Consider the following 24,813-nt stretch of genomic DNA (forward strand, 5'->3'; position numbering starts at 1 on the left):
CTAGCGCTCCACCGTAGCGGTCTCGATCGCGGTATCGACCGGGCCGAGTGCCGACGCGAAGCGTTCGATCGCCGGCATGGCGCTTACGAGCTCGTCACGCCGATCCGCCGAAATGACGAGCGTGCCCGCCAACGTCCCCCCGCCAAGGAGGCGCGATTTCAGCCCCTCGATCTTGGCCGTGTAGTCGCTGCCGGTCAGCTTGCCGTTCACGAGGAAGAACTGCCAGTTGTCGCGCACCGTACCGCCGTTCTTGATCTGCTGCGCGCGGCCGTTCGCCGGCCCCTTCTCGTTGCGCGCCCACGACCATTCGGTCTCGGGCGGAAGCAGACCCTGCTTGTAGCCGATGAGTTCACCGTCTTCGCTCTGCCGGTCGAACACGCCGATGTAGAGGTCGATCGGCTGGCCTTCGCCATCCACGTAACGCGCGATGGCTTCGGCGGATACGCCCTTGTAATGTGGTTGCCAATCGCGGCCTTCGATCCGCTGCCAGCCCGGAACGTCGGGAAGCACGATCGCGGCGGTCACGGTATCGGGCGCGCGGTTGGCGGTGACGAGGCCGTAGACGGGGCCCGCCGCCATAGCCGCAATGCCGAGCGCTGCCGCGACGAAAGCCGCGCGCCGTGCGGACGGCGTTGGCGGTGTGGGCTGCAGCCGCGCCGGGTCGAACGCCGGGTCGTCGACCGGACGGTCGAAGAAGCGCCAGCCGACCGCGACCAGCAGGAACATGACGATCGCGAAGAAGATCCAGCCGTAGATGATGTGGTCCACCCCGGCGGCGAAGCCCGGCGTCGTCAGGTGCGAAATGTAGATCGTGCCGAACGCGCGGATGCCGTTCGCGATGATCGACAGCGCGATCGCCGAAAGCACGAACAGGATGCGCCGTGTCCAGCTCTTGAAGCAGAGGTTGGCGACAAGCACGCTGAAAGCGATCATCGCGATCAGGAAGCGCACGCCGGAGCACGCCTCGGCGACTTCGAAATTGCCGTTGGGGATGGCGATGAACACGCCGTCGATGAAGGCGGGAATGCCCGACCATTCGAGGAGCTTGATGCAGATCGCCGCCGTCACCGTCTGCAGGATCGGCACGAGCTGCTCGCCCGCCGGGATCATGAACAGCGCGAAGAACAGCACGAACGCGAGCCCGCGCGACACCGTGAGCCCGAACACGAGCGGCACGCTGACGATAAGGAGCCCGACGACCGCCGTATGGCGCAGCAACGCGACGCCCGAGGCTTCGCCCACCAACCAGCCCGCGCCGCCGATCACCATCAGGATCGCCGCCGGATACCATGGCTTCGGCGTCAGCGCGGAAAGCTCGCTGCGGCGCTGCCACACCAGATAGGCGAGGATCGGCGGGATGAGCAGGCAGTGACCGAACGTGTCGGTGTTCCACCAAAGGTTGAAGATGTGCGCGACGTCCTTGTGAAGCAGCAGCAGGATCGTCGCGGCCACGACCGCCCACGCGATGATCGCTGTGCGCCATCCCTTTCCGTCTGCCGCCGTCCTGGCTTCGAACTCGCTCATATCGTTCATGCCGCTTCCACTTTCGAGTCTGCCGCACCGAGGCCGAGCCAGGCATCGAGCTTCGCGAGCTGCGCGGCCCATGCGTAGCGGCTTTCGACCTGCCGCCGTCCGCTTTCGGCGAGGCGCGCGCCGAGCGCGGGGTCATCCAGCACGGCGCAAACACCCGCAGCGAAGGCTTCCACATCATCGCGTACGAGGAGATCGCGTTCCGGTTCGGCGTCAATGCCGGACCATGCCGCCTCGGTGGCCACTACGGGCCGTGCCATTGCCATCGCTTCCAGCACCTTGTTCTGCACGCCGCGCGCGATGCGGATCGGCGCAACCGCCACGTCCGCCGCTGCGACATAGGGCCGAACATCGGGCACACGTCCCGTCACGACGATGCCTTCCCGGCTGCCGAGCGCCTGAACCTCCGGTGTCGGCTTGCCGCCGACAATGAAGAAGCGCGCCTGCGGATAGCGCTTGCGGACAAGCGGCAGGATCGCGTCGGCGAACCAGCAGACGGCATCGGCGTTGGGCCGGTAATCCATCGCGCCCGTGAACACGAGCTTTGGTCCGGCGTCGTCGCCAAGCGGCGCGAAGTCGACACCGGGCGCGAAGTAATCGAGATCGACGCCGTTGTGCAGCGTATCGACCGTGTGCGCATAAGACCCGGCGATCCGCTTGAACATCGCGGTTTCAGCATCGGAGACGAACAGGCTGACGTCGACATGACGCGCCACCTGCTTCTCGAACGCCTGGAGCAGCTTCGCCTCGCGCGCATAAAGCCAAGATTTCGGCCAGCGGCTTTCCTTTGCGTACTGAGCGAACTTGTCTGAATCGATATCGACGAAATCCATCACCAGACGCCGCTCCTGCGACGTATGGCCGAGCGCATAGGGCGCCATTTGGCTCGAAAACACGAACATGCGGTCGATGTCGTTGTGCTTCACCCGGTCCCACACCCAGCGTTTCATCGCGCGGTCATCGAACAGCGCGATGCTCAGAGCCTCGCCCTTGCGCCAGCCCGCCCACGCGCGCTTCAGCCGATCCTTCGGGTCCATCGGGATCAGCTTCACCGATTTGCAGACGCTCGCCAGGAAATCGGCGTGCTTCATATCTTCGGGATCGTCCACGAACGCCCCGAGGTGCACGGGCACGCGCTCCGCAACATATTTCAGGATGTTCCACGACCGAATCTTGTCGCCCTTGTCGGGCGGATACGGGATGCGGTGCGCAAGGAACAGAAGGTCGCCCATCGTCTTACCCCAGCGACCGCGCAACGAGCGGCCCCATGCGGTTCGCAAGCCACAGCGGCAGGCGGCTCCACACCTCGGTCATCAGCTTGTACTTGGGGTTGTTCGGATTGACATCGGGCATCGTACGCCCCTCCGCCAGCCGGTATTCGTAGACGAGCGGCTGCGGCTCGAAGCCCCAGTTCTTCTTGAACGCGAACGCGCCCGTATCGTACTTCGAACGCCCGAAATCGAACGCCCGCCGCCCGCGCGCCACGGCGTGCTCCATCAGCATCCAGTACATGTGATCGTTGGCGCGCAGCGCCCGCGCCGCCGCCGTCCCGCCGCCATAATAGGGATAGACAGTGTTCGCATCGTACACCGAGAGCACCGACGCGACCGGCACGTCCTGATGGTAGACGGTGAGAATGTCGGCATCCTCGCCGAAATGCCGGACGATCTCGGCGAACAGCCGCGCCGGAAACACCGGCGTACCGAGGTTGCGGACACTTTCCGAATACACGGCAAAATGGTCGCGCAGCGCTTTTTCATCCGAAGCTACGCGCACGCTCAGGTCCATCGTCAGCGAGCGTCGCACCTCGGCGCGCTGCTTCCGCGGAATGGCCTTCAAATTCGCCTCGCTGTCAGCGTCGAGTGGGCGCGCGAAGTTCGCATAGGTCTCCGCCTTCGCCGCCCAGTCCGGATGCAGCGCCTCGGTGCCGCGATATTCGAGCACGCCGATGTTCGCCGCCTCGGCGATCCCCCACGCCGCCTTGTCGAGCGCCGCAAGCGCGCGCGGATCGGCCGCGAGCGGCCCGCCGCGCACGGCGAAAGCGTTGGAGATCAGCGCCGATCCGAACAGGCCGGACTTCAGCGCGATCAGCGGCAGCACCGCGTCGCCCGCCATCAGGTAGTGCGGCGTATGGCCGAGCGCGTCGCGGATCGCCCTGCCCCATGCCGTGCGATGGAACGGGGTCGCACCCGGATGCTTGAGGACGGCGGCATCGAACGCCGACGACGCCCCGGCGTCGTCGAGGTCGATCTCTGTGACTGTCGGCGCGATCGGGCTTTCCGCGTTCATGCCGCCGCCTTCAGCGTCTCGCGGCCGAGAAACACGCGGTCCATGCGGTCCCAGCGGAAGCGGTCCAGCAGGCGCGCGAGTTTCGCCTCCATCACGTCGAGGTTCGTATAGTGGCGGATGCGCGATTTGAGCGGCGCGCCCGGCACCACGGGCTGCTCGGGGTCGATCTCCCACGGGTGGAAGTAGAACACCGTTGACTGCCCTTCCACGCGGTTCACACGGTCGATCGCCCATTCGGAAAGACCGTAAGGCAGCAACCGGAAGAAGCCACCGCCGCCGCACGCCATGCGACGTCCCGCATACTCCACCGTCGTCACCGGCACCTCGACCATATCCGAACCCACGACCGGCGTGTGCGGAAAGCGCGGCGCTTCCGGCCAGCCGTAGTGATCGTGCCGGATCGGCGCGACCGACGAGCTGTACGCGTAACCTTCCTCGGCGAGCACCTCGAGCGCCCAGCGATTACCGCTGCCGATCGAAAAGCTTGGCGCGCGGTAGCCCTTTACCTCGGCGCCTGCAGCATCCTCGATCAGCGCGCGCGCCTTGCGGATGTCCGCCCGGAAGCTCTCCGGCGTGAAGGTGTGCACCCGGTCATGCGCATAACCGTGGTTGGCGATCTCGTGGCCATTTTCCACGATCCGGCGCATCAGCGCCGATTCGCGCTCCGCAACCCAGCCAAGCGTGAAGAACGTCGCCGACACGCCTTTGTCGGCGAAGAGTTCAAGCGCACGTTCGGTGTTCCGGACGACGCGGCTATCCCAGCGCGGCCAGTCCTCGCGGCGAATCGTCGTTTCGAAGGCACCAACCTGGAAGTGTTCTTCCACGTCGACCGACATCGCATTGCAGACGCCGCGGTTCGCCACCGCGCCGCTCATGCGCTTCGACTGACGCCGTAGGGTCCGCGCTCGACCTCGTTCTGCTCGACGAGGTCGGAGAGAATCCGAAGCACTTGCCGAAGGTTACGGTCGTTTTCTGAAGCATAATGTTCAAGACGATCGATTCGTGCGAAAAGACGATCGTCGAGCGCTGCGGCAGCACCGCCGCCCATGCCAGCCACCGGCTGCATCTGCTGTACCGCAGGCAGCGCAGCCAGCGAGCCACTGTTGGGCTGAATGATCTTTTCGCGGTCGCGGGGTGCGTTGTCGCGCTGCAGATCGTCGGTCACCTCGCGCACGATCGATTCGTCGATTTCGTGCTTCTCTTCGAGCGCACCGAACAGCAGCACGCGCGCGCACAGGTTGTTCAGCTTGCGCGGAACGCCGCCCGAATAGTCGAAAAGCGCGTCGTAAGCGTCTTCGGTGAAGGTCGGGTCGCCGGCCCAGCCGCACAGCGCCAGCCGGTTCTCGACATAGGCCGGAATTTCGTCACGGCGCATCGGCTCCAGATGGTGGGAGGCGATCACGCGCTGGCGAAGCTGTTCCAGTTCCGAGGAATTTGCGAGTTTCTCGCGGAATTCCGGCTGGCCGAGCAGGATCGTCTGGCTGAGCGGCTGCGCGCCGGCGCTGAAGTTCGAAAGCATCCGAAGCTGTTCGAGCGACCCGATCGGCAGGTTCTGCGCCTCGTCGACGATCAGCAGCACGCGGCGGCCCTGCTGATGCTGCACGCGCAGGAAGTTCTCGATGCGCGTCAGCAGCGTCGCGACATCCAGGTTCTCGGCGTTGATGCCAAGACCCGTAGCGATCATCTTGAGAAGATTGTCGGCATCCACCAGCGACGTGACGATGTTCGCGACCACGAGCTTCGAACGATCGATCGTCTGCAGCAGGCGGCCAACAAGCGTCGTTTTGCCCGCACCGACATCACCGGTGATGATGATGAAGCCCTCGCCCTGGCCAAGGCCGTAGGTGAGATATGCCATCGCCTTCCGGTGCGTCTGCGTGTCGACGTAGAAGCGCGGATCAGGCGTCAGCTGGAACGGGCGTCCGTTCAGATTGTAGAACTCGGTGTACATGCTCTTGCCTGTGTTCCTTGAAAACGCCCCTCAGCTTACCCCGAAGTCGTGACGTTTCAGTCAATCCGCCGTCAGAAATTATATCTCACACCTACGGATGCCGTGACGGTTGACGAATCCTGGCGTGTTTCCGTGATGCGGTGCGTCCCATAAAGTGAGGCATTGCCGCTCAGATTCTTGCTCAACCGGCGCGAATACTGCGTGCCGAGCGTGAGCTGCGTGTCCTTGCGCTGGGCCGAGAGCGCATAGCTGTTGCGTGCGAGCAGCGCATCAAAGCCAAGTGACTGGAGTTCGCCAAGTCGAAGCACAACACGTCCGCGCGTACCGAAGGACACATCGTTGCCAAAGAGACTGGTGGGAAGCTCCACCTCGGTCGGTGCCTGCAACTGCTGCGAATCCACATAACGACGTTTGTCGTAGTAGACCGTCGCCGACCAGGTCAGCGCCTCAAGCTTGCGGGACACCATCAGAAGCCCACGATCCGATTTGAAGGTCGCGGGCGTCAGCGACTGCGTGAAACCGCCAAGGCAACCGCCATCATCGGATTCCGGATCGACGCCAATGATGCAGAAGGGAACGCCAAGCTGATCAAGCCCCCCAACGCGAACCACGTTGTACGGAATGCCGTTGAAAGACTGTGTCAGCAGGCGACTGAAGCTGTTCAGCGTCTGCTGGAAGTTGGCGCGAACCGACATGCCGTTCCGCGAGCGGTGGTTGAAATCGAGGAAGAAGTTCGCGGAGCCATAGCGTTCACCAGCCCGGAATTCGAACGATGTCCGACGTGATGGCGTGTAGCGGAAACCTCCGTTCCAGTAGACACCGCTGAAATCATAGGCCGTGCGGCGCGGCATCGTCGGGTCGATCTGAAAGTGCCCGTCGTCATCGAGATCGGGCAGTCCGGTCTCTTCATCAAAAAGGATGGAATCCTGGGTATTTTCAATATCTTCGTAGCCACCGCTGCCAATGAGCTCGAGCTTGCGGGAGATGCGGAAACTCAGTTCGCCACCCGCGCTATAGCCGCGGTACTTCTGATTGAGCTGATCGACATCCTCGTGTGTGCCCTGCGCATTCAGCGACCAGTTGATGGTGTTGGTCGCTCGCGTGGACGCAAGCGCCAAGCTCGCCGTCTGTGAAATGGAATCGCTCAGCCGCGATCCGATACCGTCGCTGGGATCAAGGCCGATGCTGCCGGGGTTGGTAAGACCCTCGCGCGGCGAGTCAGCAGATACGGCGCCCAGGCGATAGCGCCCCTGGAACGTCGCGAAGTCACCGATGCGCTGCTGGATGCTCGGCTCTACGTAACCCGAAAAAACCTGCGTCTGGTTACCGCTCTCATCATCGGGGTTGATCGCATTGAAGCCGCGCATGTCGGTTGCGTATTGCGACGCCGTACCCCCAGCGTTGAGCAGCAGGAAGTCGTCGATCAGCTCCGCACGCACGTTGGCGTTCGCGCTGTGACGATTTTTCTGGCTGATATTCCCGAATTCCTCGAACCGGCGCATATAGCGATAGCTGATATTGCCATCGACGCGATTGGTATCGAGTAGGGCAGCAAAGCCCGCGCCGGCTTCCAGCCATCCCCGCGCATCGCGGGTCGAGCCATCCGACATCACCTGCCGGAGCGACACGAAGGGATTGACCTCGACGTCGGCATACGCACACGACGGCACCATCGCCGTCAACATGGACACGACCACGCCTGTGGCTGCGAGCGTACGGCAGCGGCCTGTCTCCCGGCTCCTGCCGTTCATCGTCGCGCCCATGTCAGCTTCCATAGCCGTAATAGGTCCCGAAGCGCCTGCCGACACCGGCATAGCGCACCTTGTTGAGCAGCATCTGCACGTGCTCACAGCCATTCATCATCGAAAGACCGTCGCGAAGCTCGGTCTCGCGCGTGTTTTCGGCTTCGACCACGAACATCACCTGGCCCACGTGCATCGCGAGCACCGAGGCGGCGGATGATGCCAGCGCGGGCGGGGAATCGAAGATCACGATGCGGTCGCTGTAGCGCTTGGCGATTTCCTCGACCATGTCGCCCATGCGTTCCGACGCGAGCAGTTCGGTCGTCAGGTTGTGCTGGCGCCCGGCGGGCAGCACCGAGAGATTCTCGATGTTGGTGCGAATGAGGCAATCCGAAAGGTCGAGCGTCGGGTCTGCGATCACGTCGATCAGGCCCTTGCCGCCTTCAAGGCCAAGCGTCGAGAGAATCTCGGGCTTCGCGAAGTCGGCATCGACGAGCAGAACGGTGAGATCGCGTTCTGAGGCGATCGAAAGCGCAAGGTTCGTCGCGCAGAACGTCTTGCCCTCGTTCGGCTGCGCCGAGCACACGAGAATGAGGTTACCGTTGCGGATCTCGTTCTCGCCGCGTGCCATGGCGTTGATAAGGAGCTGCCGCTTCACGATACGGAACTCTTCCGCGGTGGCCGTTGCGGGTGCATCGGGCACCACGTAGCCGAGATCGCGGAGTTCAGCGAGATCGATAACGCCGCGGCGGCTGGTGCGATTGCTGTCGTCCGCGGGCAGGTGCACCACGGGCGTTTCCGGCGTTGCGAACTGCGGCTGCGGGGCCGGCGCCGCCGCGGCAGGGGCCACCGGCGCAGGCGCGCGCGGCGTAGGAGCAGGGGCTGGCGCGGGAGCCGCCGCCGGCGTCACCGTGGAACGTGGCGCCGCGGGTTTCGCAGGCACACCCTGATCAAGCCGTCCGGCGGCCCGCTCAAGCAGCGAGGCGCGCGGCGTTCCGGACGGTTTCTCTTCACTCATCTTCATTACCTTCCGCACACACAGCCAGGGCCAGGGCGTTAAACGAGTTCATACAGCAGCAGGGCAAGATAGATCACGATGAGCCCAAGGCTGAGCACGCCGAACCCCCACAGCCACACCCTGTTCTGGGCGCGCTGGTTGTCCGAAACGATCTCCGTGACCGAACCCAGCACCGGATAGTCGAAGCGCTTTTCGAGCTGTGCCGCCGTGATGTAAGTCGTGTGCAGCTGGCTCAGCAGGAACGAGAGCGCGGCCCCAGCACCGAGCCCGACCAGCAGCACCAGGCTGAGGTAGAGCGGACGGTTCGGCGCGATCGGCTCGCGCGGCTGCGAGGGCGGATCGACGACGCGGAACTTCACCTGCTGCGTCTTGGTCTCGACATCGCTCCTGAGGCGGATTTCCTCACGCGATTTCAGCAGCTGGTTGTACTGCGACTGCAGCACTTCATAATCGCGGTTCAGCTTGGATTGCTCGGCAACGATGCCGGGCTGCTGGACCTGCCGTGACGACATCTGGGAAATTGCGTTCTGAAGTTGCGCGCGCCGGGCTTCCAGCGCCGCGACGGCGGACTGGCGCTCGAAAACCATGCTTCTGAGATTGACGTAGACCGGGTTCGCCTGCGCGGCCTGCTGGCGAAGCGCGGGGTCTTTCGCCTCACGGGCCGCCTGCTGCTCAAGACGGCGCACCTGCGCCTTCGTGGCAACCACGTCGGGGTGCTGATCGGTCCAGCCGCGCGCATACATGTCGCTGAGGCTGCGGCCCAGCGCCGCGATCTGCTGCTGCGTCGGGCTGGCGCCCATCGAGGAGCTTTCGATCACGAACGACGGCGCATTGATGGTTGAAGGCGTTCCGCCGATCTGGCGCTGCAAGGCCTGAAGCGAGTTCCGTGCCTGCGCGAGCTCGATCTCGACATTGTCCAGATTGTTGCGCGACTGCGACAGCCGCGTCGAGATATTGCCCTCGCCCGGGAGCATTCCGAGGTATTTCTCCTCAAACTCCGCCTTGCGACGCTCGGCCTGTTCAAGCTGGCGTTCGCGCTCGGCCAGCTGATCCTCGAAGAAGCGGATCGCCTCGTTGATATCGTCGCGGTCGGACGCGACATTCTCTTCCATGAAGATTTGGATGAGGTTGTCGACGACGCGCCGCGCGAGATTGGCGTTCTGGGCGTTGCTGCGGTCGGGATCATCCGATTTGTAGACGATGGTGAACAGGTCGGCCTGCTGGCTCTGCACCGAGATGTTGTTCGTCATCCGCTCGATGAGCGCATCCAGTTCCTTGTCGTTTTCTAGACCGACATCAAGTTCGGTGCGGCGAACGACCTTCTCCATGTTCACGCGCGACGTCAGCGTGCGTCGAACGACGTCCACCTGTCGCAGCATGTTCGCGCCCTGATAGCCGAGCTTTTCCGGGATCAGCGATGCCCAGTCGACATAGACGCGGGCGCGCGATTCATAGGCATTGGGGATCGTTGCCACGAACACCCAGCCTATGAGGCAAACGGCCCACATCAGCGCAAGCCCGTACCAGCGCTTGCGCCAGACCCCATAAAGGGTCGTCATCACTTCTTCCTGGATCGAATTCATGGCTTTCGCGGACCGCCTGCCTGACAAGGATGAATGGCCTGGGGCCGATCTCCGTACCTATTCCGGAAAGCTTAGAAAAAGCTTTCCGGAATGATGATGACGTCACCGGGCTGCACGGCAATGTTCGCGTTGGTCTTGCCGCTTTTCAGCAGGCTTTCGATCTTGACCGCATATTCTTTCTGCGTGTTGCTCGCCTTGTCGTAGCGGATCAGGCGGGCGCTGTCGCCGGCAGCATATTCGGTAAGACCACCGACCGCGATCATCACGTCGAGCAGCGTCATGTTCGAACGGAACGGGATCGCCTGCGGTCGCGCCGCTTCGCCAACGACGCGGACCTGCTGCGACAGCGGCCCGTTGAAGTTGTTCACGATCACCGAAACGATCGGTTCCTGAATGTAGGTCGCGAGCTTCTGCTCGACCTCGCGGGCGAGCGCAGAGGGCGTCTTGCCCGTCGCCACCATGTCCTCGATCAGCGGCGTTGTGAAGCGGCCGTCGGGCCGTACGGTCACCGACGTCGAAAGCTCCGGATTGCGCCAAACGAAGATACTGAGGGAATCGAGCGGGCCGACCACGTATTCGGCGCCGGGACCATCCTCCGAAGCCTGGAATTGCGCGGGCGGCAAAGTCGGCAGCCCACTGTTCGAGGCGCAGGCGGAAAGCGCCAGGGCCGCCGCCAGGGCCGGAACGACCACATTAAAAGATTTCGCCATCTGAGATGAGTCCCCTCTTCAAACGCCCCCGCGTCCGCGGGAGACAAAATCAGGCCGACACGCCCTATGCATGCCGGCTGGCCGCCTTTCCGCCCCTGAACCCGATACCGTCTAAAGGTTACGGCATCGTTCGTTTCCCTACCTTTCCAATAGCAAATTTTGCAATTTACGCAAGCATTTCGGCGGGAGCGTCGTGGCTCAGGAAGGCTGTTGGACTGGCCGTAAGGCCATAGGCGCCCGCCATGAAAACGGCAAGGACGTCACCAACCTCGGTGGCAGGAAGCATCACTTTGTCGCCAAGCCTGTCGAGCGGGGTGCAGAGGCAGCCCACGACGTTCAGGTTCTCAGCGTCCGGCGCGCCGAAACGGCTTGCGTTCGCAAGGGGATAGTTGCGCCGGATCACCGTGCCGAAGTTGCCGCTAGCCGCCAGTTGGTGATGCAGGCCGCCGTCCGTGATGATGAACACCTCGTCCTGACTCATTTTCCGGTCGATGGCGCGCGTCAGATACACACCGCTTTCGCCCACGAGATAGCGCCCGAGTTCCACGACGAACCGTGTTTCCGCCAGGATGGGATCACGTGACGCGAGGGCCTTGCCGAGCGCCTTGCCCACAGCGGCAAGATCAAGCGGCTGATCGCCCGGAAAATACGGCAGGCCGAAGCCGCCGCCGAGATTGACGAGCGGCGGCGGCACTGGCGCGTGTTCCGCAAGGTCCGCTACAAGATCGAGCGTTTTCCTCTGCGCGTCGATGATTGCCTCCGCAGAGAGGTTCTGCGAACCGGCGAAAACATGAAATCCACGAAAATCCGAGCCTTCGGCCGTAATTTCGGCGAGCAGCGCGGGCACCTTGTCGGCATCGACTCCGAACGGCTTGGCCCCGCCGCCCATCCGCATACCAGAAGCCTTGAGGTCGAACGGCGGATTGACGCGCACGGCGGCGCGCACGCGCTTTCCGAGCCGATCGCCGATCGCTGCGGCGCGTGCGAACTCGCGCGCGGATTCGATGTTGAGCGTGACACCGGCACTGATCGCCAACTCCAGCTCGAAATCACGCTTCCCCGGCCCTGCGAAGCTGATATGCGACGGATCGGCACCGGCCGCGAGCGCGACGCGCAGTTCACCCGCCGAGGCGACATCGAGCCCGTCCACCTGCCCCGCCATCCACGCCACGAGCTGCGGCATCGGATTCGCCTTCATCGCGTAGTGAATGCCGACCTCTGCGGGTAGCGCCGCGCGCAGCTCCGCGATTTTCGCGGCGATCACGCCCCGGTCGTAAACGAACAGCGGCGTGCGTCCGCCAGCCGCGGCGATCCATTCGGTCGCCGTCCGGCCCGCGATCGCGAGTTCGCCGTCCTGCTCGCGGAACAGCGGGTGGATGCGATGATCGCGGCTCATTGAACGTGCCTCGCGCGCAATACGGCGCGGTCGATCTTGCCGTTCGGATTGCGCGGCAGCTCGGTTTCCCAAATGAAATGGCGCGGCACCATGTAGGCAGGCACTAGTCCCGTCAGCTCCCGGCGCGCAAGCGCTTCCGCTTCCATCTCGCCGAGCCCCGCGGCCCGCACGCCGACCGCAACGATCGCCTGGCCCAGCCGATCGTCCGCCACGCCGAATACTGCGATCGCACTCACTGCGCCGGTTGCGAAGATCGCTTCCTCCACCTCGGTGGGGCTCACGCGGTTGCCCGAAATCTTCATCATCTCGTCGTCGCGCCCGACGAAATAGAGCAGCCCCTCATCGTCCTGCATCACCGTGTCGCCTGACCACACGGCCATGCCCGGATGCGCGAAGAATGGAGGCGCGGGGCGGAAACGCACGGCGGTCCGCTCCGGATCGTTCCAATACCCCTTCGCGACGAGCGGCCCGGCGTGGACAAGCTCACCCGGCTCGCCCGGCGCCGCGGGCGTTCCGTCGGCACGCAGCACGTGCAACTCCGCACGCGGAATCGCACGCCCGATCGAATCGGGGTGGGCGTCGACGAGCGCCGGGTCGAGGTACGTCGAGCGGAACGCCTCGGTGAGGCCGTACATCAGGTAGATCTTCGTATTGGGCAGAAGCGTGCGCAGGCGTTTCGTCAGCGCCGCAGGCATCCGCCCGCCGGAGTTCGTGATATAGCGCAGGCTGCGCGCCTCGGCGGGCCATTCCACCTCGGCAAGCTGCATCCAGAGCGGCGGCACCCCCGCAAGAGCGGTCGCCTTGTGGCGAATCACGGCCTTCACGACATCGCGCGGCAACAGATAGTCGAGCAGGATCGCCGCCCCGCCCTGTTTCAGCGCCGTCAGCACCTGATTGAGGCCGTAGTCGAACGCCAGCGGCAACACGCAGAGGATTCGCTCCTCGGCGCCGATACCGAGATATTCCGAAACGCTTTCTGCACCGAGCACGAGATTGGCGTGCGAAAGCATCACACCCTTGGGACGCCCGGTGCTGCCTGAGGTATAGAGAATCGCGGCAAGGTCGTCCGGCGTGCGGTCCACGGCCACAGGCGCGCCCGTCATCAGCGCCCCCCAATCCTTTTCCGCGCGCAGCACGCGGCATGTGCGCGGCGTGTTGCGCAGCGTCTCGGCGCGGGCATTGTTGGTCAGCAGCACCGTTGCGCCGCTGTCGGCGATGATGTGTTCGACCTGCGGCGCCTTCAGCACCGGATTGACGGGAATCGCGACCGCGCCCGCGCGCATCGCCCCGAGCAGCGCGGCAATGTTGCCTGTGGTCTTGCTGAGCCACACCGCGACCCGATCGCCGGGGCGCACGCCAATCGCTGCAAGCCCGCTCGCCATCCGGCTGACGAGCGCCTCGAGTTCGGCGTAGGTCGTTGTGTGTGCGCCTTCGATAAGCGCCGCGCGCACACCGTCGTGGCCAAGATGAAGCGCATCGACCCGCATGGTTCAGCAGCCCCTCAGATCGCAGACCGCGGGCGTTCCCGCCCCGGCACGTACAGCCGCCGGCCGCACGCCCGTCGCGATCTGCATTGGCCCGAGCCGCGCCGCAGCGAGCATACCGAGCGTTCTGCCGCCCATGCGCTCATGCGGGCGCAGCGAGCCGAGGTTGTAGTCGGCAATGCGGCTCAACGAGCGTTTGAGGCCATGCGCCGCCAGCCACGCGCCCGTCCCCGCCCACAGCGCCGCGAACGCCCGGCCGAGCCGCCGGTCCTCGCGAATCCATAAGCCCGTATCCCAGGCCGCGTCGTCGGGAAGCAGAAACCGCACGTCCACCTCGTCCTCATCGTAATGACCCCGCGCCAGCCAGTTGACCCCGACCAGCACCTCGCCGTCGAACGCACCAAGGCAGATAAGCCCGCGCGCGAAACGATCCTGCTGCACATCTAGGGGCGCATCGATGACTAAAGTCTTGAGTTCGCCCGAGGAAAGTTCGCGCACGGCATGACCGCGCGGCATCTTCGGCATCCCCGAAAGCGGCACCGCGATCAGCCGGTAGCGATGCCAGAAAACGCCCGGAATCCGCGCCGCCATGCGCCCGATCGCATAGGACAGCGTCGTTGCAGCACCCAGCGTCCGCCATGTTTCACGAAACGACATCCGCCCCTTTGTCCGCCCTGTCCGCTCTGCCGTCTCGCCTGCATTTACCTCTGCAAACGGCGCCAGTATACCGCCCGCGGGCAACGACAGTGCATACAGGGTGGAGATGACCGCAGACACCGCTTCCCGCGCCGACCAGATGCGGCGCATTCTCGTCGAGGTGCTGGGCGTTCCCGAAGCGACCGCCGCCGGGCTCGACGACACCTCGCCGCTGTTCGGCGCGCTCCCCGAGATCGATTCGATGGCGGTCGCGGGCCTCCTCACCGAGATGGAGGACCGCTTCGGCATCGTGATCGACGACGACGAGGTCGACGCGGACCTGTTCGCGACGTTCGGCAATCTCGTCGGCTTCATCGCGCGGAAGGCTGCCGCCTAGGTGGAGCCGTTCCGGTTCACGCTCGTCAGCGCCGGGCCATACGACCTGCCAACCATCCTGCGCGGCCCCGAAACCGGGCCCTGCGTGCTGTTCGTCCCGCCGCTGTTTGAGGAGATGAACCGCACGCGGCGGCTTCTCGCCGATCTCGGCCGCGCGCTCGCTGCGAACGGAATCGGCAGCGTCCTCGCTGATCTTCCGGGCACGGGCGATGCGACCGGCGTGCCCGATATCGCCGCGTGGCGGCTTGCGACCGCACATCTGATAGAAAGGCTGGTGGGGCGCCCGCTTCGTGTGCTCGCCGTGCGCGGCGGTGCGCTGCTCACGGATGGTTCCGGAAGCGAAGGCCTCTACCGCGTGTCTCCCGTCGCTTCCGGCGCCAGCCTCCTCCGCGAAATGATGCGCGCGCAGGCGATTGCGGATCAGGAGCGCGAAGGTGCCCGCATCTCGCCCTCGACTTACGAAACGCGCTTCGAGCGCGGCGAAACGGTCGCACTCACCGGCTATGACGTCACGCCCGGTCTTGCTGCGGACCTCACCGCCCTGACGCTGCCGGACGCCGCCGTGCCGCTTCGCGTGTCTGCTGTGGAAGGGTCGCCGGTGTGGCGGCAGGCCGAACCCGCCCCGGCTCCGGCCTTCGCCGCCGCGCTCGCCGAAGACATCGCCGCGTGGATGCAATGATCCGCCCGCTCGCCATTCCTTGCGGGGAGAGCCTCCTCGCCGCCACGCTGCACCCGGGCGAAGGTCTGCTTGCCGCGCTCATCGTCTCAGGCGGCGTACAGACCAGGGCTGGGCCGCATCGGCTGTTCACCGCGCTTGCGGAAGCGCTCGGCAGCCACGGGATGGCCGCGCTGCGCTTCGATCGGTGCGGTGTCGGAGATAGCGAAGGCGAGGATACGGGTTTTCTCGGCAGTGCGGACGACATCGCCGCCGCCGCGTCGGCGCTTCGCCGTGACGGCGGCACGGATATCGTCGGCATCGGCCTTTGCGACGGCGCGGCCGCGCTCGCGCTGTTCGGGGCTGCAAACGGTATCCAGCGCCTCGTCCTGCTCAATCCCTGGAGCTTCGACAGCGACGTCGCCGAAATGCCCGCCGCTGCGCAGCGCGACCGCACGCTGAGGCGCCTTCTCAATCCCCGCAACTGGCTGCGCATACTGTCCGGCGGGATCGATGTGAAGGGTGCGCTGAAAACCCTGTTCAGCAAGAATACCGCACCGGAAAGCGCCCTCTCCGCGCGCCTCGTCGCCGCGATCAATGCGTTTCCGGGGCCCGTCCTCGTGCCGCTCTCACGCGGCGACGCAACGGCAGAGGCTTTCGCGGCGCTGCTCCCCGCGCTCGGCGGGCACGTCCATCCCGTATGGCTTGAAAATGCCGATCACACGCTGACCCGGCCGGAGGCACGTCAGGCGCTGTTCGCCGCCATCACGGACTGGCTCGCCAAATAGCATCGCGCCGGGATGGACCAGCCACCCCGGCGCGAAACTCAGCGATCAAGCGACGCTTCAGGCCTTGCGGCGACGCGCCACCGCGGCGAGCGCGAGACCAAGGCCGAGCAGGCCGAGCGCACCCGGCTCCGGAACGTCCGTCACCGGCGTGCCGTCACCCTTGTCCTTGAAGAAGCCGACCGTGTGGTTGTCGGATTCATACCCGGCACCGCCCGGCGCCTGGATGAACTCGATGCGGTCGAACGTGCCGCCGTCATAGAAGAAGTTCAGGAAAACGTAGGGTTCGCCCGAATTCTGGCCCGTCACCGGGTGGCCCCAGTAGTCGGGCTGGCCGCTGACGAGCGCGAGGACGTTCACGGGGGCGAAGGAGAAGACCTCCGAACCGCCGCTGTAGAACTTCACCGTGTTGCCGGCATCGAGCGCCGACAGCCAGTAGCCGAAATAGTTGACGCCGGTGCTGCCCGACTGGGTGATGTCGATCGAGTAGCTCAGCGTGCCGTAGCCGAGGCCGGCAACCGCATAGTCCGAACCGCCGTCGCCGCCATACTGGTTCGCGCCGATGACCTTCACGTCCTTATAGGTCAGCTCGATGGTGTTGCCGTCGTAGGTGAACGACGAGGTGAAGTCCGTCTGTCCGGCCTTCCCGTCGAACGTCTCGACGCCATAATAGTCAAACGTCGCCGTCGTGGTCGTCGCACCCGCCGCTTCGTAAGATACGCTCATCGTTGCAGCCTGCGCGGTCGACGCCGCAAGCAGAAGAGCCGCTCCACCGATCATCTTGATGTTCATCGCAACACAACTCCTGATCCTTGCATTGCGAAAACAATAAGCAACGCGCGTGCCAATCCTCCGATTCCGAGCGAAAACCAGAAGTCAAATGGTTAACCGTAACGTTACAGAAACGAATGTGTAAAGATTTCCGACGGTACGTCTCTGTCGAAAGCCGTGATGCTTCCAAGCCTTCACGTTGCTTAGGCGTGGCCCACGAAAAGACCCTCGACACCGGTCGACGCTTCACAAAAAGGACTGTTGAGATGGTAGCGGAGGAGGGACTTGAACCCCCGACACGCGGATTATGATTCCGCTGCTCTAACCAACTGAGCTACTCCGCCCCGAAGACCTGTTCGGCCCGAAAGCGGGGGTCATATAGGCGTGGGGGCTGCCCCGGTCAATCGTCCGCGCAGCATGGTTGCACTAGGCCCCGGCGCTGGCTAAGCCGTGCGCCACTGTGGCGGCGGACTGCGGGGAGAGATCGGCCGATGACATCGCGCTCGTTCGTGTTCGCCGAGGGTTTTCATTCAAGCAAGGCCAACGCAATGCAGGACTGGACGCTTCTCATCCACGGCGGTGCCGGCGGGATGGAGCGCGGCAAGATGACAGCGGAACAGGACGCCGCACAGCGCGCCGGCCTTTCCGCGGCGCTGAAAGCGGGCAAGGTCGTGCTGGCTTCCGGGGGCAGCGCGCTCGATGCCGTGGAAGCCGCCGTGAAGGTTCTTGAAGACGACCCCGGCTTCAATGCGGGGCGCGGATCGGTGTTTACCTACGAAGGCGTCAACGAACTCGACGCCGCCATCATGGACGGGCGAAACCGTGCAGCGGGCGCGGTCGCCGGCCTCACGCGCACGCGCAATCCGATCAGCGCCGCGCGCGCGGTGATGGAAAAGAGCCCCCACGTGATGCTGCAGGCCCCCGGTGCGGACCGGTTCGCGCGCGAGCGCGGCCTCGATCAGGTCGATCCGGCGTACTTCCGCACCGAAGAACGCTGGCAGCAGCTTCAGAAGATGAAGGAAAACGCCAAGACCGGCGCAGCGTTCGACGCCGAGGTGAAGTACGGCACCGTGGGCGCGGTCGCGAAAGACGTGCACGGCAACCTCGCCTCCGCCACCTCCACCGGCGGGCTCACCGGCAAACGCTGGGGCCGTGTCGGCGATTCGCCGGTCATCGGCGCGGGCACCTATGCGGACAACCGCGGCTGCGCCGTTTCCGCGACGGGCTCCGGCGAGTTCTACATCCGTGTCGGCGCCGCGCACGAAATCTGCGCGCGGATGCGCTTCGGCAAGGAAGACGTGCAGGCGGCGACAGACGCGGTGCAGGCCGAGGTGAAGGCACTCGGCGGCGCCGGCGGCGTCATCGCGGTCGCGCCGGACGGCACTTCGGCCTTTTCCTTCAACACGCCCGGCATGTATCGCGGGCGGGCAACCTCCGGCGGTGCGTTCGCCGTTCATATCTATGGGGATGAGAAATGAGCACGAGCGACGTTCTGATTGTGGGCGCGGGACAGGCCGCCGCCCAGGCCGCCATCAGTCTGCGGATGGCAAACTTCACCGGCACCATTACGATGGTCGGCGCCGAAGCGGTTCCGCCCTACGAGCGCCCGCCGCTCTCCAAGGACTATCTCGCCGGCGAAAAGGAAGCCGCCCGGCTGCTTCTCCGCCCCGAGGCGTTCTGGGCCGACAAGGACGTGACGCTGCATCTCGGCACGCGTGTCGCCGCGGTGAACCCGGAAGCGCGCACCGTCACCACCGATGCGGGCGAGCATCTCGGCTACGGCGATCTCATCTGGGCAGCGGGCGGCAGTCCGCGCCCCCTGCCCCTGCCCGGCGCCGATAGCCACAACGTCCACATGATCCGCACGATCGCCGACGTCGATGCGCTCCGTGCCGACCTTGAAGGCGGCGGGCCTGTGGTGATCATCGGCGGCGGCTACATCGGCCTCGAAGCGGCTGCCGTTCTCGTCAAACAGGGCCACAAGGTCACGCTGCTCGAAGCGCTGCCGCGCGTGCTCGCGCGCGTCGCCGGAGAGACGGTCTCCCGCTTCTATGAAGAAGAGCACCGCGCCCACGGCGTCGACCTGCGCCTCTCCGCCGCCATCGAGGCGCTGGAAACCGATGCCGGCCGCGTCACCGCCGTGCGCCTCGCAGGCGGCGAACGGCTGCCTGCGGCCGCCGTCATCGTCGGCATCGGCCTCATGCCATCGGTCGAGCCGCTCCTCGCGGCAGGCGCGAGCGGCGGCAACGGTGTCGATGTCGACGCCTTCTGCCGCACCGCCCTGCCCCACATCTACGCGATCGGCGACTGTGCGGCGCATGAAAACCGCTTCGCGGAAGGCGCGCGCATTCGCCTCGAATCGGTGCAGAACGCAGTCGATCAGGCGAAAACCGCCGTCGGCGCCATCCTCGGCGATCCGCAGCCCTACACGGCGACACCGTGGTTCTGGTCCAACCAGTATGATCTTCGCCTGCAAACCGTGGGCCTCTCCACGGGCCACGATGCCACCGTGCTGCGCGGCAATCCGGGCGCACGCAGTTTCAGCCTTATCTATTTGAAGGGTGGCCGGGTCATCGCGCTCGATTGCATCAGTGCGGCGAAGGATTTCATTCAGGGGCGCGCGCTGGTGGAGAAAGGGGCGGTCATCGATCCGGCCCGCCTCGCCGACGCAGGCACACCGCTGAAGGAGCTCCTGGCCGCATCATAGGGGGACTTTCACCTTGACCATGCCAGCGCTGTTTCGCGGGCGGCTTTCGATCCCGGTGATCGGGTCGCCGCTGTTCATCATCTCGAACCCGGATCTCGTCATCGCGCAGTGCCGCGCGGGCGTCGTCGGCAGCTTTCCGTCGCTGAACGCGCGGCCACTGCCGCAGTTCGAGGAATGGCTGCAGCGCCTTTCGAGCGAACTCACGGAGAAGGACGCCCCCTACGCGGTCAACCTCATCGTTCACAAGTCGAACGACCGGCTGATGGACGACCTCGCGCTCTGCGTGAAATACAAGGTGCCGCTCATCATCACCTCGCTCGGCGCGCGCGAGGACGTGAACGCCGCGATTCACAGCTACGGCGGCCTCGTCTTCCACGACGTCATCACCAACGCCTTTGCGAAGAAGGCCATCGAAAAGGGCGCGGACGGCCTCATTCCGGTCGCTGCGGGCGCAGGCGGCCATGCCGGCACGCTCTCCCCCTTCGCGCTCGTTCAGGAAATTCGCGAATGGTTCGACGGGCCGATCGCGCTTTCCGGCTCCATCGCAACCGGCAGCGCGGTGCTCGCCGCAGAAGCGATGGGCGCCGATTTCGGCTATATCGGCTCAGCCTTCATCGCCACCACCGAAGCGCGCGCCGATGAACGCTACAAGCAGATGATCGTCGAAAGCCGCGCGTCGGACATCGTCTACTCGAACCTCTTCACCGGCGTGCACGGCAACTACCTCGCCCCGTCCATCGTGAACGCCGGCCTCGATCCCGCGAACCTGCCCGTCAGCGACCCTTCGAAGATGGACTTCGGCAGCGGCGGCAACACCGGCGCCAAGGCGTGGAAGGACATCTGGGGCTGCGGCCAGGGCATCGGCGCGGTAAAGGCCGTGCTGCCCGCCGCCGAGCTCGTCGCGCGCCTGAAACGCGAATACGACGCCGCGAAAGAGAAACTCTGCGCGGCCTGAACCGTTCTTTTTGACGCGACTCAAGAAACCGCCACGCCGCTGTGGCATGGTTGGTTCCGGAACGAACCGCGACTCGAAGGCAAGGATCGGAAGCGCACGATGGAACTCACGATTTCGCTCGAAGACGTATGCCGCATCGTTTTGAGGGCTCGCGAGTACGACGCGCAGGTCCCCGCGGTCGACCCCGATGACAGCTCAAACATGGCCGACGACAAGGCCGTGGACGTTCTCGAGGACTCCTCGAATACCTCTGTCGAGGAAGAGCTTCGCAGCATGATCGAGGACCTGAACGACGACGAGCAGGTCGAGCTCTACACGCTCATGCTGATCGGTGCGGGCGATTACGACCCAGCCGAATGGGACGAAGCCCTCGCCACCGTCACCGACGAGATCCCCGACATCCCCGACGCACTCATGCGCACCCCAATGCTGGCCTCACTGCTGGAAACAGGGCTGGCGGCGTTCGGACTGGACTGCGACGGGATGGGGACGGCGGGTTAGCCGCCGCGGGGACACAACAAGTCCTAACCCAATCTTTACCTTAATGGCTTACCGGAATTGTAGAACTTCTGCTTGACCGGAGCCATTCGTGACATCTCAGCAACTTGGCGGACCCACCGTCTACCTGTCGGTTGTCATCCCCTGTTTCAATGAATTCGAGTGCTTGGATGCTCTCTATGAACGCGTCAGCGCCACTTGCCGGGCAGCGGTGGAAAGCAATTACGAGATCCTACTTATAAACGATGGCTCAAAGGATCGAACGTGGGAAAAGATCGCAGCTTATGCGGATAAAGATCCTGCAATCGTTGGTGTCAATCTCTCGCGCAACTATGGTCACCAATTGGCTTTGACGGCAGGTCTCAACCTGTGCCGTGGAGAACGCGTGCTAATCCTCGATGCGGATCTCCAGGATCCACCGGAACTGCTTGGCGAGATGATGGCAAAAATGGATGCAGGCTTCGACGTTGTCTACGGACAGCGTGAAGAGCGTCAGGGAGAAACGCTTTTCAAGCGCGGTACCGCCGCCCTCTTTTATCGGTTTCTGTCGCGCCTTGTGGATATCGACATACCACAGGACACAGGTGATTTTCGCCTGATGTCGCGCAAAGCCCTCGATCATTTAAATGCGATGCCCGAACACTACCGTTTCGTGCGCGGACTGGTGAGCTGGCTTGGCTTTCGTCAGACATCGGTACGGTACAGTCGTGCCGAACGTTTCGCCGGGACGACCAACTATCCTTTGTCGAAAATGATCCGGCTGGCTTTTGATGCGATCACGGCATTTTCGATCTCGCCGCTTCGCATCGCATCTCATGTCGGCATCATATTGGGCCTTCTTTTCATGCTGTTTCTTGGCGGCGTCCTTTATTCTTGGGCCAACGGAGACGTTGTACCGGGTTGGACGAGCATCGTAACGATTGTTCTACTCGTAGGCAGCATTCAGCTGATTACGCTCGGCATCATGGGCGAATATGTTGGACGAACCTATATGGAATCGAAACGGCGACCACTCTTCATAGTTGATGAAGTGCGCAAACTATCGGCGTCTTCAATGACTTCTTCACCAGTTCATAGTCTTCAGGCGCGCATCGGGATTTCAAACTATGACCGAGGCTGAATTCGATGTGCACGCCGATACCTATCGCCGACAGCACGCAGATAGCGTCCGGCTGGCGGGTGAAGATCTCGATTACTTTGCCGCATACAAGATCGAGCATGTGGCATCGGTGCTAGCGCGTGCTGGCCAATCGCCCCGAACAATTCTCGATTTCGGTGCCGGGATCGGCAATTCTTATACACCGCTTCGGCAGACGTTTCCCGATAACCGTATTGTTTCCCTGGACGTATCTGAAGGATCCCTCTCCGTCTGTCGCAAGCTACACCCCGATGCCGAGACATGTCTCTATGATGGCCGGAAGCTTCCGTTCGATGATGGCACATTCGATCTCGCGTTTACCGCATGTGTTTTCCATCATATCGATGCATCGGAGCACATCGGGTTGCTTGGGGAAATCCGAAGAGTTCTACGTACCGGGGGGCGGTTTTTCCTGTTCGAGCACAATCCGCTAAACCCGTTGACTCGGCACGCTGTTCGCACTTGCCCCTTCGACGAACACGCTGTGCTCATCGCTGGACGTGAAATGATGCGACGGACATCAGCTGCAGGCTTTTCCACATCAAGACTGCAGTATCAGTTGTTCTTCCCCGGCCCCCTTGCCGCCCTCCGACCTCTGGAGAACGCACTACGCTGGCTCCCCCTGGGCGCTCAATACTCCCTGGAATGCTGTCGATGACCCCGACCAGTATGCAGGTTGCAAGGTTTGGCATTGTCGGCTTACTAAATACTGCCCTTGGCTATCTTATCATACTTACGGGGCTGGCCCTGGGATGGGGCGACATACTCGCCAATGCCGCCGGATATGCGGTCGGCCTCCTGCTTAGTTTCCATCTAAACCGCCGCTGGACGTTTGCAGCCGCATCGCAAAGCACTTCCCGACAGTGGCCGCTCTTTGCTCTGGTCGTGCTCGCCGCTTACACATGTAATCTTCTAATCATTCTCGTCGGCGCTCACTTCGGATTCCGTGAGTCCCCGATTTTACAGTTTGTCGCTATCATCACCTACTCGGTGGTGTTTTTCCTCCTTTCGAAGACTGTGGTGTTCATCGATCAATCTGATGCCATGTTGCGAGGAACCAGCATTACGATTCCGCTCCTTGTCGTGATGACAGGTGCGGCGCTAATGCTGTTACCAACCTTGCCGCTCGGACATGATGTTTACTGGCAGTTCTGGATTGCAAGGCAGCTTCTCAACGGCGCCGAACTGTATCGGGATATCCTCGAGATAAATCCCCCGCTCTGGTTCTGGGCTGCATCTCTGATTACGAAGGTTGCCACAGCCGTTGACGTTGACCCTCTACGACTTCTTGTCCAGCTGATCATTCTATGGTCTGCCGCGGCCACATCGATATTCGTGAAGTTTGTATCCCCAGATACTCAGTACCAGGCTACGCTCCTCACGATTGCGACATTTTCGGCTCTCCTTCTTTTGCCGATAGGCGACTTTGCCCAGCGCGAACATCTCGCACTCATTGCAGCCGTTCCCTACGCAGCACTTATCGCAGCTCGGGAGGAAAAGCGGGCGATCAATCCTTGGCTTGTAGCCTTTGTAGGCATCGGAGCTGCATTTGGCTTCGCGCTGAAGCATTACTTTGTCGCCGTACCCTTACTGCTGGAGCTTTGGCTCTTGTATCGGCTGCGCAGAACGTGGCGCCCCTTTCGCACTGAGACTGTAATTCTCGGCACCGCTGCTGTGGGATACATCTTTGCCATCATATTCACATCCAGAGACTTCCTGGACGTCATCGTACCAATGGTTGCACTCGCCTACGATGATTTCGCACTGTCTCCGATCAAAATTCTCCTATCGAAGTACACATTAATTTGGTTCGTCGGAGTTATTGCTATTTTTTCGGTATTTCGCACCAACAGGACCTTATTCGAACGCGCCATTTTGCCATCAGCACTCTTGTCCTTTGCAGGATTTTCTCTGTCTTATTTTTTTCAAGGCAAGGGCTGGGGCTACCATGCCGCACCGGCGACGAGTTTGCTTTTTGTTGCCTTAGCCATACTTCTAGTCGGCAAGCCTGGTATTTTCAAAAACGCTCGACAACACCCGCTTCTGATTTTCGCTCTCCTTTTGCCAGTCATTGTGGTGGGTTTGAGAGGGCCCTATAAAGTAGCAACCGGAAAACAGACGGTTGCACTTCTTCAAAGCGCTCCTGCGGGGACGAACGTCGCTGCCTTTCTGGTAAATCCCAGCCTTGTCTGGCCTGCGATCGAACAAGCCAAACTGAAGTGGTCATTGCGCTACTATGCGTTCTGGATGCTGCCGACGATCACTTCCGAAGATAGAAGAGGTGAACAGGATCTAGAGCTTCTGGGCAAGCATATTATCACACAAACTCTCAATGATATCGCCTGCAATCCACCTTTATACATCGTAGTTGATACTCAAACTACACTAAATAATATAGAATACAATATATCGACTCCGCTTGAATTTCTAAAAAGCGACCTAAAATTTAGAAAATTTTTCGACAATTACTATAAAATTATATTACAAGATGAAAGATTAGAAACTTATGTTTTAAATTATAATAATATAGAAATATTAAAAGAATGTAGAAACATATTTTAGAGAATAA

Annotated in this window: 23 protein-coding genes and 1 tRNA gene; 10 read left to right on the forward strand and 14 right to left on the reverse strand. The window is 62.8% G+C overall.

Annotation, left to right across the window (positions count from 1 at the left end):
- The 12 genes from xrtA to ACFQ00_RS18545 all read right to left on the reverse strand — a co-directional run bounded on the left by xrtA (position 1) and on the right by ACFQ00_RS18545 (position 14,360).
- Positions 1–1,533 (reverse strand): exosortase A, encoded by a 1,533-nt coding sequence (gene xrtA, locus ACFQ00_RS18490; RefSeq protein WP_381494421.1) that lies wholly within the window; start codon positions 1,531–1,533, stop codon positions 1–3.
- A complete protein-coding gene (locus tag ACFQ00_RS18495; RefSeq protein ID WP_381494424.1) occupies positions 1,530–2,762 on the reverse strand; it encodes a TIGR03087 family PEP-CTERM/XrtA system glycosyltransferase in 1,233 nt (410 codons plus the stop codon). The genes xrtA and ACFQ00_RS18495 overlap by 4 nt, the downstream gene beginning before the upstream one ends.
- 4 nt (positions 2,763–2,766) lie before the next feature.
- A complete protein-coding gene (locus ACFQ00_RS18500; RefSeq protein WP_381494427.1) occupies positions 2,767–3,819 on the reverse strand; it encodes a FemAB family XrtA/PEP-CTERM system-associated protein in 1,053 nt (350 codons plus the stop codon).
- Positions 3,816–4,694 carry an XrtA system polysaccharide deacetylase gene (locus ACFQ00_RS18505; protein ID WP_381494430.1) on the reverse strand — a complete coding sequence of 293 codons (879 nt, stop codon included), beginning with the start codon at positions 4,692–4,694 and terminating at the stop codon, positions 3,816–3,818. Before ACFQ00_RS18505 ends, ACFQ00_RS18500 begins: the two co-directional genes overlap by 4 nt.
- The gene (locus tag ACFQ00_RS18510) at positions 4,691–5,770 is read right to left on the reverse strand and encodes an XrtA/PEP-CTERM system-associated ATPase (protein ID WP_381494433.1); all 1,080 of its coding nucleotides are present in this window, start codon (positions 5,768–5,770) and stop codon (positions 4,691–4,693) included. The genes ACFQ00_RS18505 and ACFQ00_RS18510 overlap by 4 nt, the downstream gene beginning before the upstream one ends.
- Positions 5,771–5,841: 71 nt before the next feature.
- The gene (locus ACFQ00_RS18515) at positions 5,842–7,533 is read right to left on the reverse strand and encodes a hypothetical protein (protein ID WP_381494436.1); all 1,692 of its coding nucleotides are present in this window, start codon (positions 7,531–7,533) and stop codon (positions 5,842–5,844) included.
- A 1-nt stretch (position 7,534) separates the two neighbouring features.
- Complete coding sequence (locus tag ACFQ00_RS18520; protein WP_381494439.1) at positions 7,535–8,530, reverse strand: XrtA-associated tyrosine autokinase; 996 nt, start codon at positions 8,528–8,530, stop codon at positions 7,535–7,537.
- 38 nt (positions 8,531–8,568) lie between these two features.
- Positions 8,569–10,089, reverse strand: a complete 1,521-nt coding sequence (locus ACFQ00_RS18525) for an XrtA system polysaccharide chain length determinant (RefSeq protein ID WP_381494442.1) — start codon at positions 10,087–10,089, stop codon at positions 8,569–8,571.
- Between the two features lie 95 nt (positions 10,090–10,184).
- The gene (locus ACFQ00_RS18530; RefSeq protein WP_381494445.1) at positions 10,185–10,823 is read right to left on the reverse strand and encodes an XrtA/PEP-CTERM system exopolysaccharide export protein; all 639 of its coding nucleotides are present in this window, start codon (positions 10,821–10,823) and stop codon (positions 10,185–10,187) included.
- A gap of 166 nt (positions 10,824–10,989) precedes the next feature.
- Complete coding sequence (locus ACFQ00_RS18535; RefSeq protein WP_381494448.1) at positions 10,990–12,219, reverse strand: pyridoxal-dependent decarboxylase, exosortase A system-associated; 1,230 nt, start codon at positions 12,217–12,219, stop codon at positions 10,990–10,992.
- Positions 12,216–13,706, reverse strand: a complete 1,491-nt coding sequence (locus ACFQ00_RS18540; RefSeq protein WP_381494452.1) for an acyl-CoA ligase (AMP-forming), exosortase A system-associated — start codon at positions 13,704–13,706, stop codon at positions 12,216–12,218. Before ACFQ00_RS18540 ends, ACFQ00_RS18535 begins: the two co-directional genes overlap by 4 nt.
- A gap of 3 nt (positions 13,707–13,709) precedes the next feature.
- Entirely contained in the window at positions 13,710–14,360 is a 651-nt protein-coding gene (locus ACFQ00_RS18545) for a hypothetical protein (protein ID WP_381494455.1), read from the reverse strand.
- Positions 14,361–14,466: 106 nt separating this feature from the next.
- On the opposite strand from ACFQ00_RS18545, the gene ACFQ00_RS18550 reads away from it, so the two are divergent.
- The 3 genes from ACFQ00_RS18550 to ACFQ00_RS18560 are packed head-to-tail and all read left to right on the forward strand — an operon-like array spanning position 14,467 to position 16,178.
- On the forward strand, positions 14,467–14,736 hold the full coding sequence (locus ACFQ00_RS18550; protein WP_381494458.1) for an acyl carrier protein: 270 nt from the start codon (positions 14,467–14,469) through the stop codon (positions 14,734–14,736).
- On the forward strand, positions 14,737–15,414 hold the full coding sequence (locus ACFQ00_RS18555) for a hypothetical protein (protein WP_381494461.1): 678 nt from the start codon (positions 14,737–14,739) through the stop codon (positions 15,412–15,414).
- Complete coding sequence (locus ACFQ00_RS18560) at positions 15,411–16,178, forward strand: hydrolase 1, exosortase A system-associated (RefSeq protein WP_381495284.1); 768 nt, start codon at positions 15,411–15,413, stop codon at positions 16,176–16,178. The genes ACFQ00_RS18555 and ACFQ00_RS18560 overlap by 4 nt, the downstream gene beginning before the upstream one ends.
- Positions 16,179–16,235: 57 nt before the next feature.
- Here ACFQ00_RS18560 and ACFQ00_RS18565 read toward each other — a convergent pair whose 3' ends face one another.
- Positions 16,236–16,967 carry an Npun_F0296 family exosortase-dependent surface protein gene (locus tag ACFQ00_RS18565; protein ID WP_381494464.1) on the reverse strand — a complete coding sequence of 244 codons (732 nt, stop codon included), beginning with the start codon at positions 16,965–16,967 and terminating at the stop codon, positions 16,236–16,238.
- 246 nt (positions 16,968–17,213) lie between these two features.
- Positions 17,214–17,290: transfer RNA gene (locus ACFQ00_RS18570), tRNA-Met, on the reverse strand.
- A 147-nt stretch (positions 17,291–17,437) separates the two neighbouring features.
- Here ACFQ00_RS18570 and ACFQ00_RS18575 point away from each other — a divergent pair.
- From ACFQ00_RS18575 to ACFQ00_RS18605, 7 genes are all read left to right on the forward strand, one after another.
- A complete protein-coding gene (locus tag ACFQ00_RS18575) occupies positions 17,438–18,424 on the forward strand; it encodes an isoaspartyl peptidase/L-asparaginase family protein (protein WP_381494466.1) in 987 nt (328 codons plus the stop codon).
- Complete coding sequence (locus tag ACFQ00_RS18580) at positions 18,421–19,653, forward strand: NAD(P)/FAD-dependent oxidoreductase (RefSeq protein WP_381494469.1); 1,233 nt, start codon at positions 18,421–18,423, stop codon at positions 19,651–19,653. Before ACFQ00_RS18575 ends, ACFQ00_RS18580 begins: the two co-directional genes overlap by 4 nt.
- Positions 19,654–19,672: 19 nt before the next feature.
- Positions 19,673–20,608: an NAD(P)H-dependent flavin oxidoreductase gene (locus ACFQ00_RS18585; RefSeq protein WP_381495287.1), complete on the forward strand. Its 936-nt coding sequence runs from the start codon at positions 19,673–19,675 to the stop codon at positions 20,606–20,608.
- A gap of 99 nt (positions 20,609–20,707) precedes the next feature.
- A complete protein-coding gene (locus ACFQ00_RS18590; RefSeq protein ID WP_381494472.1) occupies positions 20,708–21,109 on the forward strand; it encodes a DUF3775 domain-containing protein in 402 nt (133 codons plus the stop codon).
- An 88-nt stretch (positions 21,110–21,197) separates the two neighbouring features.
- Positions 21,198–22,226 carry a glycosyltransferase family 2 protein gene (locus tag ACFQ00_RS18595; protein WP_381494475.1) on the forward strand — a complete coding sequence of 343 codons (1,029 nt, stop codon included), beginning with the start codon at positions 21,198–21,200 and terminating at the stop codon, positions 22,224–22,226.
- Complete coding sequence (locus tag ACFQ00_RS18600) at positions 22,213–22,902, forward strand: class I SAM-dependent methyltransferase (protein WP_381494477.1); 690 nt, start codon at positions 22,213–22,215, stop codon at positions 22,900–22,902. Before ACFQ00_RS18595 ends, ACFQ00_RS18600 begins: the two co-directional genes overlap by 14 nt.
- A complete protein-coding gene (locus tag ACFQ00_RS18605; RefSeq protein WP_381494480.1) occupies positions 22,899–24,806 on the forward strand; it encodes a GtrA family protein in 1,908 nt (635 codons plus the stop codon). The genes ACFQ00_RS18600 and ACFQ00_RS18605 overlap by 4 nt, the downstream gene beginning before the upstream one ends.
- The last annotated feature ends 7 nt before the right edge of the window (positions 24,807–24,813 follow it).

The organism is Sphingosinicella xenopeptidilytica (assembly GCF_042676985.1).
Taxonomy (GTDB): Bacteria; Pseudomonadota; Alphaproteobacteria; order Sphingomonadales; family Sphingomonadaceae; genus Sphingosinicella; species Sphingosinicella xenopeptidilytica.

Bases quoted from the DNA above. Each gene is read 5' to 3' on its own strand.
- xrtA (WP_381494421.1), bottom strand. From the start codon at position 1,533: ATGAACGATATGAGCGAGTTCGAAGCCAGGACGGCGGCAGACGGAAAG.
- ACFQ00_RS18495 (WP_381494424.1), bottom strand. From the start codon at position 2,762: ATGGGCGACCTTCTGTTCCTTGCGCACCGCATCCCGTATCCGCCCGAC.
- ACFQ00_RS18500 (WP_381494427.1), bottom strand. From the start codon at position 3,819: ATGAACGCGGAAAGCCCGATCGCGCCGACAGTCACAGAGATCGACCTC.
- ACFQ00_RS18505 (WP_381494430.1), bottom strand. From the start codon at position 4,694: ATGAGCGGCGCGGTGGCGAACCGCGGCGTCTGCAATGCGATGTCGGTC.
- ACFQ00_RS18510 (WP_381494433.1), bottom strand. From the start codon at position 5,770: ATGTACACCGAGTTCTACAATCTGAACGGACGCCCGTTCCAGCTGACG.
- ACFQ00_RS18515 (WP_381494436.1), bottom strand. From the start codon at position 7,533: ATGGGCGCGACGATGAACGGCAGGAGCCGGGAGACAGGCCGCTGCCGT.
- ACFQ00_RS18520 (WP_381494439.1), bottom strand. From the start codon at position 8,530: ATGAGTGAAGAGAAACCGTCCGGAACGCCGCGCGCCTCGCTGCTTGAG.
- ACFQ00_RS18525 (WP_381494442.1), bottom strand. From the start codon at position 10,089: ATGACGACCCTTTATGGGGTCTGGCGCAAGCGCTGGTACGGGCTTGCG.
- ACFQ00_RS18530 (WP_381494445.1), bottom strand. From the start codon at position 10,823: ATGGCGAAATCTTTTAATGTGGTCGTTCCGGCCCTGGCGGCGGCCCTG.
- ACFQ00_RS18535 (WP_381494448.1), bottom strand. From the start codon at position 12,219: ATGAGCCGCGATCATCGCATCCACCCGCTGTTCCGCGAGCAGGACGGC.
- ACFQ00_RS18540 (WP_381494452.1), bottom strand. From the start codon at position 13,706: ATGCGGGTCGATGCGCTTCATCTTGGCCACGACGGTGTGCGCGCGGCG.
- ACFQ00_RS18545 (WP_381494455.1), bottom strand. From the start codon at position 14,360: ATGTCGTTTCGTGAAACATGGCGGACGCTGGGTGCTGCAACGACGCTG.
- ACFQ00_RS18550 (WP_381494458.1), top strand. From the start codon at position 14,467: ATGACCGCAGACACCGCTTCCCGCGCCGACCAGATGCGGCGCATTCTC.
- ACFQ00_RS18560 (WP_381495284.1), top strand. From the start codon at position 15,411: ATGATCCGCCCGCTCGCCATTCCTTGCGGGGAGAGCCTCCTCGCCGCC.
- ACFQ00_RS18565 (WP_381494464.1), bottom strand. From the start codon at position 16,967: ATGAACATCAAGATGATCGGTGGAGCGGCTCTTCTGCTTGCGGCGTCG.
- ACFQ00_RS18575 (WP_381494466.1), top strand. From the start codon at position 17,438: ATGACATCGCGCTCGTTCGTGTTCGCCGAGGGTTTTCATTCAAGCAAG.
- ACFQ00_RS18580 (WP_381494469.1), top strand. From the start codon at position 18,421: ATGAGCACGAGCGACGTTCTGATTGTGGGCGCGGGACAGGCCGCCGCC.
- ACFQ00_RS18585 (WP_381495287.1), top strand. From the start codon at position 19,673: ATGCCAGCGCTGTTTCGCGGGCGGCTTTCGATCCCGGTGATCGGGTCG.
- ACFQ00_RS18590 (WP_381494472.1), top strand. From the start codon at position 20,708: ATGGAACTCACGATTTCGCTCGAAGACGTATGCCGCATCGTTTTGAGG.
- ACFQ00_RS18600 (WP_381494477.1), top strand. From the start codon at position 22,213: ATGACCGAGGCTGAATTCGATGTGCACGCCGATACCTATCGCCGACAG.
- ACFQ00_RS18605 (WP_381494480.1), top strand. From the start codon at position 22,899: ATGACCCCGACCAGTATGCAGGTTGCAAGGTTTGGCATTGTCGGCTTA.